Below are 9,134 nucleotides of genomic sequence, written 5' to 3' on the forward strand. Positions count from 1 at the left end.
GGGCCTTTTGTTTTTTATATTCGATTTTTACACTTGCCAATTAATAGCTTTTTTACCTTGTTGTATCAATAGCTGATTGGTAGTGGAAAAGTGCTTACAACCAAAAAAACCACGATGCGCAGACAACGGTGATGGGTGCGGGCCATTTAAGACATAATGACGGTCGCTATCAATGCCCTTACCTTTTTTTTGCGCATGAGCGCCCCATAAAATAAACACCACACCTTTACAATGTTGATTAATGTGAGCAATCACCTGATCGGTAAACAGCTCCCAGCCTAAGTGTTTGTGCGAATGTGCTTGGCCTTTCTCTACCGTGAGTACGGTATTAAGTAAAAACACACCCTGCTCTGCCCAGCGTTGTAGATAGCCATGTGTTGGTATGGTAAAACCATCAATGTCTGTTGCCAGTTCTTTATAAATATTTTTTAAAGAAGGCGGAAGTTTACTGACTTCAGGCAAAACAGAAAAACATAAACCATGCGCTTGTCCTTCGCCGTGATATGGGTCTTGACCGAGTATGACCACTTTTATATCACTCAGCGGTGTTGCATCAAATGCGCTAAATATCTGCGACTGTGGCGGGTACACAGCTATGTCTTCGCTGCGCTTTGTCGCTACGACTGCAAGTGCTTCTTGCATATAAGGTTTTGCACACTCAGTTTTTAAAAAGCGTTGCCAATCACTCATAAAGCCTCCTTGATTACAACACGAGAATCATCAATTTTAGTACACATATCTGTTAGACCATCAAGCATGCGGGTTGTAAAGCGGTGCAATAAATCAGCATTAACTTTAATAAACAGATTATGATTTACTGCGGGGACTTCAGGCCATTGAGACCAGTCAATCACGGCTTGTTGCTGCTGTGATTTTTCGTCAGGTAATATAATTACCTCGGGTTTAGCTACAACCACATTTTCAATACTGATCTGCGGGTAATCGGTTCGGCTATTTGCAAACACGTTACGACCTTGGCAAATTTCAATTAACTGATTGATCCAGGTATTTTTACCCACCGTCATCATCGGCTCAGGCCATAACTGATAAAATACCGCCACCTTACTTTTACCTTGATGCTGTACTTTGATAGCAGCAATTTTATGTTCAAATTCAATTGCGGCTTGCTCGGCCACGTGTTCTCGCCCGGTAAGTGCACCTAAGCGACGCAGTTCATTAGGCACTTTATCCACTTCGCTGGCATCACTGTACGAAATCTCAATGCCAAAGCTTTTAATACGCGCTAAATCTTCGGCTTTGCTGCCTGTTTTCCACGCGAGCACTAAATCAGGTCTCAGTGCTAAAAGCTTTTCTAGCTGAATACCTTGATGGCCGCCAATACGGGGAATATCATTGGCTGCTGCTGGAAAGTCTGCATATTCTACAGTGCCTACAATTTGCTCCCCTGCGCCTATCTCATATAGGTTTTCAACGATATGTGGTGCAAGGGCGACGATTCTAAGCTGCTGCTTATTAGTTTGGGCTATCGCCTTAAAACAATTTAAAGCCACAAATAAAATAAGTACTAACCTAACCATTAGTAATCAAAACCTATTTGCGCTTTTACACCGGCATCAAATGCGTGTTTAACGTTACGTACTTCACTGACGGTATCAGCTAAGTCTGTTAATTTACGGTGTGCACCGCGCCCTGTAATGATTAAAGATTGCATTGGCGGACGATTAGCAATCACTTCTAACGCTTCATCTAAATCAATGTAGCCATAGGTGAGCATATAAGTAATTTCATCAAGTAATACTAAGTTAATTGATTCATCAGCCAACATACGTTTAGCTTCTTGCCAGGTTGCTTGCGCCGCTGCAGTGTCTGATTCTTTATTTTGCGTCTCCCACGTAAAACCGGTGTTCATAATGGCAAACTCAACCCCTGCACCTTGCAATATATTGCGCTCCCCGCATGGCCAAGTGCCTTTAATAAATTGGCACACTGCGGCTTTCATGCCATGGCCAACACAGCGTGTTACCGTACCAAAACCTGAGGTTGACTTACCCTTACCGTTACCAGTAATAACCTGAAAAACGCCTTTTTCTGTTTGCGCGGCAGCAATGCGCTCATCCACTTTATCTTTTACTTTTTGTTGGCGCTGTTGGTGTTTATCGTTATTTGTATCGCTCATTATTAACTCCTTCCCAGTTTTGGTAAATTTGTGTGATTTTATCTAAATCTAAATGTTCTTTACACATATCAGCTAAGCGCGTTAATTGCTGCTCGCGATGTGTGTCTATGTCTATTAACTGCGTAATGCCACTATTTGGTAAGACCCAACCGAGTATTAATTGCGTGGCTTCGCTACTATCGAACAAGCCATGTAAGTAAGTACCCGCTATACAATCATCTTTTGATATAAAGCCGTCTTGTGCAACATTATTAGGGTGTTGAGTAAATTTTAAAAAAGGCCGCTCGAGTGCTTGGCCTTGACTACTACCAGCATGAATTTCATAACCAGCCACTTTAGCCTGTTGCCCTTGCAGATTGATAATACCTGCAGCTTGCGTTAGCACCTTTTGTTGCCCTAACTCAGTAATAAACTCAGCAAGCTCTAACCCTTTGCAATGTGCTTGGCTTGATTCAACACCTTTAGGGTCATAAATATCGCTACCCAACATTTGTAAACCGCCACAAATACCGAGTAACTTGCCACCGTAACGTAAGTGGCGTTTAATTTGTTCCCCCCACCCTTCATTTTTTAAAAAGGCCAAATCACTGATCACATTTTTACTACCGGGAATGATAATTAGATCAACATCAGGGATCATTTGAGTATGACGAATGTAATTAATATCAATTTGGGTGTTTAAGCGCAGTGCATCAAAATCAGTATGATTACTAATATGCGGCAATAGCAAAACGGCTATTCTAATTTTTGCTTGGCTAACTTGGTTATCAATCGCGACCGCATCTTCAGCATCAAGGGCTAAGTCGTGCAAATACGGTAATACACCTAATACAGGTTTACTCGTATACTCTTCAAGCCAATCAAGGCCGCTTTGCAGTAATGCGATATCACCACGAAAACGGTTGATAACAAAACCCTTTACTCTTGCTTGCTCTGACTCACTTAACAGTGCCAAAGTACCTACTAAGTGTGCAAACACGCCGCCCTTGTCAATATCTGCAATTATTATTACAGGGCAATCAACCGCTTCTGCATAACCCATGTTAGCTATATCACCAGCACGTAAGTTAATTTCAGCAGGGCTACCCGCGCCTTCAACAACTAATAACTCAAACTCTTCGCTTAAGCGTTGTTGCGAGGTAAGTACCGCATCCATAGCGACTTTTTTATAATCGTGGTACGCCTGTGCTTCCATGTTACTAATCGCTTTACCGTGAATAATCACTTGTGCGCCAGTATCACTGTTTGGTTTGAGTAAAATAGGGTTAAAATCAACGCGTGGCGGCACTTTAGCGGCAATTGCCTGTAGTGCCTGGGCACGCCCAATTTCGCCACCATCTTCAGTTACGGCGCTATTTAACGCCATATTTTGCGGCTTGAATGGAGCAACTTTAATACCTTGATCTACAAATACTCGACACAGTGCCGCGACTAAGGTACTTTTACCTGCATCAGAGGTTGTCCCTTGTATCATTAATGTTTTCATCATGACTGCCCTTTAAGTGTTAAGGCAAGACCTGCCATTATAAATTCAACACGCGCAGCTTTTACTGCAATCGCTTGATGCAACCAGCCAGACTCATCAACAAACTGACGACTAAGTTCGCCAAGCGGTACAATCCCATGACCAACTTCGTTACTCACAAAAATGACTTGCCCGGGTAAATTATCAAAAATATTTAGAAATGCCGTTTTTTGTTCATCCCAACAATCACTTCGACCGCTGCATAAACAGTTACTCAGCCACAAAGTTAAGCAATCAACTAAGATGCAATTATTTTTGCTACTGTGTGTTTGAAGTGTTGCAGCCAGCGTAATTGGCTCTTCAATTAATTGCCAATCTGTAGGGCGTTGTTGCTGGTGATGCTTAATACGAGTTTGCATTTCAACGTCATGTGCTTGACCTGTAGCAAGGTAAATTACAGGCTTATTACTTTGCTGTGCAAGCTGCTCTGCAAAACGGCTCTTACCGCTGCGAGCCCCACCTAAAATAAGCGTATGATTAGCGTTCATAGTACACTCACCAACGTTAAGTAAATCGCAATTTCACTTAGTTGCTGCGCTGCACCTAAACAATCACCGGTATATCCACCTAACTGGCGTTTAAACCAGCGGATTAAAATCACTCTTAAGATCAATAATACCGCAATGAGTATTAACGCGGTTTGCCATAACACAAGACTTGCAGCGATTAAACTCACCAGCAAAACTGCTGCGGTTAACAGTAAAATAATTAAACTAGAGTTGGATAAGTGCATCGCCAGCGGTTTTACTTTTGAAGTGGCATCTTCACTAACGTAATCCATGCTTATAATTAAACTCGTTGCCACCATACGGCTTAAACATTGCCCGAGTAAAATTGCACTTAATACACCCAATAATGAGTTACTAAGCAAGAGTAGGCTCTGAAATTTAATCAGCAGTATTATAAACAATGCTGCTGCGCCATAAGTGCCAAGACGGCTATCTTTCATGATGGTAAGTTTTTGTTCTACCTGCCAACCGCCACCAAAACCATCCCACACATCAGCCCAACCATCCTCGTGAAAAGCGCCCGTTAACAGCAATCCTATTGCCATCATTAACAGGATGCTAATTGATAGCGGGAACAGCAACTGAAAAACGCAGTAACTAAGCGCTAATAATCCACCGAGTAACAAACCAACCAAAGCAAAATAACGACTTGCTTGGTTTAAGTGCGCAGTACTCACATCAAAGCGCAATTCAACAGGTATTCGAGTTAAAAAACTGATTGCTAATAACAGTAACTGCCATTGCGTTACTTTGTTTTCATCTAGATTAGAGTGCATTAACTAACAACCTGCTCCACACCAGCATCAGCAAAGCTAGCCATTTGATTATAAAAACCCAGTGACGCTTGCAGTAACGGTAAACTTAACGCAGCGCCTGAGCCTTCACCTAAACGCAAATCAAGTTGCAGCAATGATTTAACGTTAAGTGTATCTAACATTAATCGGTGACCTTGCTCGTTTGAACAATGAGCGAATATTAAATACTCTTTAACTGTGGGGTTTATATTTATTGCAATCATAGCCGCAGCGCTACAAATAAAGCCATCAACCACCACTGCCATACCCTGCTCAGCAGCTGCTAACATTGCACCTGTTATATGCACAATTTCAAACCCACCTAATGCCGCAAGCAAGGTAATTGGATCTGCAAATTGTGACTTATGTAATATGAGTGCTTGCTCTACAACTGCAATTTTTCGCTCAATAATATCATCACTTACACCTGTGCCCTTACCTACACATTGTTGTGCGGGTAATTTAAGCATCGCAGCCATAATAGCCGCGGCACTGGTTGTATTACCTATGCCCATCTCTCCAAACGCAACGGTATTACAGCCTTTAAGGCTAAGCTGTTTTACAAGTTGTTTGGCATTATCAAAACCTCGATATACCTGCTCAATTGACATCGCCATATTTGTATTAAGCGGCTGTGTAATGCTGCCTAAACGACAATTATGCACACTTGGTGAAGCTACTGGGTGTAAAATACCGCAATCAACCACTTCTAACAGCCAGCCTAACTGTTGGCAAAATACGTTAATTGCTGCACCACCACTGACAAAATTAGTGACCATTTGTGAAGTAACATCACTGGGTGCTATTGATACACCATGCGCTGCAACGCCATGATCGCCTGCAAAAACAAGCAAAGTAGGTTTATTAATAACAGGGGTAAATGCTTTAAAGGCAGCTTCACTTGATACTTTTTGACTAAATATAGTAACCAATTGCGTGGCACATTGCTCTAGCTGTCCAAGTGCGCCAAGTGGTTTAGTTTTTTGATTTATTTTATCAGCGATTATGTGGCTAAATTGGTTAGCTATTCTCGGTATATTGAACATTGGTTAGCTTTCTCGCTTGCGAAAATAAAGTAATGATAAAAAGAAAATACTGCCGATCGCAGACGTGATCACCCCAATAGGTAACTCTTGATTCGTAAGTAAAATGCGCGACAACACATCAACCCAAACCATGAATATGCCGCCAGCTAAAGCTGTCATCATTAAGCCACTGGGCGTACCTTGGGAAACAAAAAAACGCACAATATGCGGGATCATCAAACCGACAAAACCAATTCCACCACACATGGCAACAAGCACAGCAGTGATCAATGAGCTCAGTATTAACATTAATAAGCGAAACCGTTGTACCTGTATACCTAATGTCACGGCACTTTCATCACCCAATAACATAGCATTGAGCTGACGACGAAAACCCATCATTATCGCTGTACAGCTTAAAATAACTAAAGCAGGTAACCAGAGCGTGGCCCACTGAGCACGAGCAAAACTACCTAGCGTCCAAAATAAAATTGCGGTTATCGCCTGAGGATCACTAAAATAAAGTAGTAAACTGGTAAATGCGCTGAATAAAAACGATAAGGCAACGCCTGCTAACAACATGGTTTCAACCTGTCCACGACTAGCCCGCCCAGCAATAAACACCAGTAATAACATCGTAAATAAACTGCCAACAAACGCAGCTGCAGACATGGAAATACCAGCGCTGATACCAGTAATTGTCATAAAACACACCACACCAAACGATGCCCCTGATGAAATACCAAATAAATATGGATCAGCCAATGGGTTACGTGTAACCGTCTGCAAAATTAACCCAGCAATCGCTAAGCCAGACCCTGCTAAAAAAGCCAATAAGGTACGTGGCATCCGTAGTTGCCAGATAATTCTTTCAATAAAGGGGTCATGCCCTTGCCCTATAAGGCTATGGTACACATCAATGAACTTACTTGGCGCAGCACCAAAGCTAAGTGCAATAAAAATGCTCGTAAAACCAAAAAATAAAGTAACGATCACAGCAGCATAATTATTTTTTTGCATTAGCACTACCCCCTTGATAGCCATAAAAGTAGGTGATTCGCGGAATTACTTTTTTTAATTGTTCACTCTGTGGATGTGCTGATACTTCAGCACAGACACCAAATACGTCACTCAGCATTTTTTCCGTGATCACTTGCTCTGGAGTACCTGTTGCAACTAATTTACCTTGTTTAATCACCAGCAACTCATCACACATGCTGGCAGCTAAATTAAGATCATGAAACGACGCTAAAACGGTCACATTAAGAGACTTTGCCAATTCCATTAGTTGAATTTGATATTTAATATCTAAATGACTAGTAGGCTCATCCATAATGAGTAGTTTGGGTCCCTGCACAATAGAACGAGCGATCAATGCTCGTTGTTTTTCGCCACCAGAAAGAGAGTCAAACGATTGTTTACAATGATGACTCAAGCCAACTTGTTCGATCGCCTGTAATATTATTTGCTTATCCGCTTTGGTTGTAGAACTAAATAAGCTTTTGTGGGGTGTAAGCCCAAGACTTACAACATCATAAAGGGATAAGTTAAATTGCGAAGGTGTTTCTTGCAGTACCACTGAAACTTGCTTTGCATATTCATCTGCACTTAATTGCCAGATGTTCTGTCCGGCAAAGGTAACCTCGCCACTGCCTGGTCTGCTATAACGATATAAACAACGCAGCAGGCTCGATTTACCCGCACCATTAGGACCCAGTAAACCAACAAATTGACCTGGTTTGATAGCAAAAGCTATATTTTGCAAAATAGTGGTATTACCCACTGACCAGCATAATTCTGTGACTTTAAGTAATGGTGGCTGAGTTACTACAGGTGATTGCAATGTATTTTTCTCTCTGGCGATAGGAAACCCAATACACTACTTACCAATAGGATGATAATAGAAGAGTTAACCCGCTCATTTAGTTCAAATTAACGTATTTTGTATCTGACTTATCACTGACGTGACTTACAGTTGCGGGTACAGTTGAGGACTCTCACCTCATTCCAAAATACATAAGACTCTATTATGGGCAGGTGAGTAAATATTTCAATTAATATCTATCTAGGCAGTTAAAAACTACTAAATAGCATTCTAAAACACAATTTTTGGCCACGCTTTACCCATATTATCAATATAAATCTCAACACAAACAAATTTACCGTAGCCTACAGCAAACATATTCTGCTGATTAGATTCTTTTGGTAGCTCACATATAATGCCTAATAATTGCTTAATCACCCCCGCATGCGTAATTACTAATTGCTTATGCGTATGATTATTTACAATATTCATCAATAACCTTTGCCACCAAAGAAATACTCGCTGATAAAAGTCAGCCATATTTTCACCACAAGGCGGTGTGACTAACCAAGGGCTTTGCCAAAAATCACCAATACTAGGAGAATGCGTCAGCTCCCACAATTCATCATACTTACGGCCATCCCAATCTCCAAAATTAAACTCCCGGATATCATCAGTAAGTAAAAGAGGAATTTGATGGTTGTGAGAAAATTGTGTGGCAAATTCACTACAACGTTTTAATGTTGAACTTTGCACCAATTCAACATCAGTTAAGTATTTGCATGCTTGACTCAACTGTGAAAAACCAACATCACTTAATAAAAGATCAGTCCCTCCAGCTAATACATCTTGCTCAACAATTTCACCATGGCGTAACAAATAAATGCGACTAGTAAAAGGCGTCATAGAAGTCCCAAAAATCACGAGCTATCATTCCCATAATTTTATCAGATATCATCATGCTTAATTGGACAATTTTCTACACTGATAGAAACATCGATCTTTAAATTCACTTCGCACAAACTGTAGCTCGTGATCTATCATGAATCGTGGATATGTATAGCTCTGGGGAATATGCTACATGCCTTCAGGTTAAAGCCTGACCTACAATAAAATACCCGCACGCTGATTGCAAAACAGTAGGTCGTGATTTATCGCGACAACCGATATATGGAGGTGTGTTGCTTTCAGATGAACGCCTGAGCGACACTCGCCACCTTGCACCTTGCTCACTTTTTCACTTTCCTGCAGACGTAAAAAAGCCCGACTCTATGAGTCGGGCTTTCTTTATTTGGAGCCTGGCGATGACCTACTTTCACATAACAAATGCTACACTATCA

Annotated in this window: 10 protein-coding genes and 1 riboswitch; all 10 genes read right to left on the minus strand. The window is 41.3% G+C overall.

The window, feature by feature from the left end:
• Positions 1 to 27 precede the first annotated feature (27 nt).
• The 10 genes from ung to HJP15_RS21300 all read right to left on the minus strand — a co-directional run bounded on the left by ung (position 28) and on the right by HJP15_RS21300 (position 8,700).
• Positions 28 to 690 (minus strand): uracil-DNA glycosylase, encoded by a 663-nt coding sequence (gene ung / locus HJP15_RS21255; RefSeq protein ID WP_170174584.1) that lies wholly within the window; start codon positions 688 to 690, stop codon positions 28 to 30.
• Positions 687 to 1,538 carry a cobalamin-binding protein gene (locus tag HJP15_RS21260; RefSeq protein WP_170174585.1) on the minus strand — a complete coding sequence of 284 codons (852 nt, stop codon included), beginning with the start codon at positions 1,536 to 1,538 and terminating at the stop codon, positions 687 to 689. The genes ung and HJP15_RS21260 overlap by 4 nt, the downstream gene beginning before the upstream one ends.
• Positions 1,538 to 2,137: a cob(I)yrinic acid a,c-diamide adenosyltransferase gene (gene cobO / locus HJP15_RS21265; protein WP_054453123.1), complete on the minus strand. Its 600-nt coding sequence runs from the start codon at positions 2,135 to 2,137 to the stop codon at positions 1,538 to 1,540. Before cobO ends, HJP15_RS21260 begins: the two co-directional genes overlap by 1 nt.
• The gene (locus tag HJP15_RS21270) at positions 2,121 to 3,623 is read right to left on the minus strand and encodes a cobyric acid synthase (RefSeq protein WP_170174589.1); all 1,503 of its coding nucleotides are present in this window, start codon (positions 3,621 to 3,623) and stop codon (positions 2,121 to 2,123) included. Before HJP15_RS21270 ends, cobO begins: the two co-directional genes overlap by 17 nt.
• Positions 3,623 to 4,150, minus strand: coding sequence for a bifunctional adenosylcobinamide kinase/adenosylcobinamide-phosphate guanylyltransferase (gene cobU, locus HJP15_RS21275; RefSeq protein ID WP_054205327.1), 528 nt, complete (start codon positions 4,148 to 4,150; stop codon positions 3,623 to 3,625). Before cobU ends, HJP15_RS21270 begins: the two co-directional genes overlap by 1 nt.
• Positions 4,147 to 4,947 carry an adenosylcobinamide-GDP ribazoletransferase gene (locus tag HJP15_RS21280; RefSeq protein WP_170174586.1) on the minus strand — a complete coding sequence of 267 codons (801 nt, stop codon included), beginning with the start codon at positions 4,945 to 4,947 and terminating at the stop codon, positions 4,147 to 4,149. The genes cobU and HJP15_RS21280 overlap by 4 nt, the downstream gene beginning before the upstream one ends.
• Complete coding sequence (gene cobT, locus HJP15_RS21285) at positions 4,947 to 6,011, minus strand: nicotinate-nucleotide--dimethylbenzimidazole phosphoribosyltransferase (RefSeq protein WP_170174587.1); 1,065 nt, start codon at positions 6,009 to 6,011, stop codon at positions 4,947 to 4,949. Before cobT ends, HJP15_RS21280 begins: the two co-directional genes overlap by 1 nt.
• A gap of 3 nt (positions 6,012 to 6,014) precedes the next feature.
• Complete coding sequence (locus tag HJP15_RS21290; RefSeq protein WP_170174588.1) at positions 6,015 to 7,010, minus strand: FecCD family ABC transporter permease; 996 nt, start codon at positions 7,008 to 7,010, stop codon at positions 6,015 to 6,017.
• A complete protein-coding gene (locus tag HJP15_RS21295) occupies positions 6,997 to 7,833 on the minus strand; it encodes an ABC transporter ATP-binding protein (RefSeq protein WP_054453119.1) in 837 nt (278 codons plus the stop codon). The genes HJP15_RS21290 and HJP15_RS21295 overlap by 14 nt, the downstream gene beginning before the upstream one ends.
• A gap of 79 nt (positions 7,834 to 7,912) precedes the next feature.
• A riboswitch (cobalamin riboswitch) is annotated at positions 7,913 to 8,055 on the minus strand.
• A 30-nt stretch (positions 8,056 to 8,085) separates the two neighbouring features.
• Entirely contained in the window at positions 8,086 to 8,700 is a 615-nt protein-coding gene (locus HJP15_RS21300; RefSeq protein WP_054205322.1) for a histidine phosphatase family protein, read from the minus strand.
• Between the last annotated feature and the right edge of the window lie 434 nt (positions 8,701 to 9,134).

It is taken from the genome of Pseudoalteromonas sp. NEC-BIFX-2020_002 (genome assembly GCF_013002825.1).
Lineage (GTDB): Bacteria > Pseudomonadota > Gammaproteobacteria > Enterobacterales > Alteromonadaceae > Pseudoalteromonas > Pseudoalteromonas neustonica.

What these genes read in the sequence shown, in the direction of transcription:
- HJP15_RS21260 (WP_170174585.1), bottom strand. Translation starts at nt 1,538, where the DNA reads ATGGTTAGGTTAGTACTTATTTTATTTGTGGCTTTAAATTGTTTTAAG.
- HJP15_RS21280 (WP_170174586.1), bottom strand. Translation starts at nt 4,947, where the DNA reads ATGCACTCTAATCTAGATGAAAACAAAGTAACGCAATGGCAGTTACTG.
- HJP15_RS21290 (WP_170174588.1), bottom strand. Translation starts at nt 7,010, where the DNA reads ATGCAAAAAAATAATTATGCTGCTGTGATCGTTACTTTATTTTTTGGT.
- HJP15_RS21270 (WP_170174589.1), bottom strand. Translation starts at nt 3,623, where the DNA reads ATGAAAACATTAATGATACAAGGGACAACCTCTGATGCAGGTAAAAGT.
- cobT (WP_170174587.1), bottom strand. Translation starts at nt 6,011, where the DNA reads ATGTTCAATATACCGAGAATAGCTAACCAATTTAGCCACATAATCGCT.
- ung (WP_170174584.1), bottom strand. Translation starts at nt 690, where the DNA reads ATGAGTGATTGGCAACGCTTTTTAAAAACTGAGTGTGCAAAACCTTAT.
- HJP15_RS21300 (WP_054205322.1), bottom strand. Translation starts at nt 8,700, where the DNA reads ATGACGCCTTTTACTAGTCGCATTTATTTGTTACGCCATGGTGAAATT.
- cobU (WP_054205327.1), bottom strand. Translation starts at nt 4,150, where the DNA reads ATGAACGCTAATCATACGCTTATTTTAGGTGGGGCTCGCAGCGGTAAG.
- cobO (WP_054453123.1), bottom strand. Translation starts at nt 2,137, where the DNA reads ATGAGCGATACAAATAACGATAAACACCAACAGCGCCAACAAAAAGTA.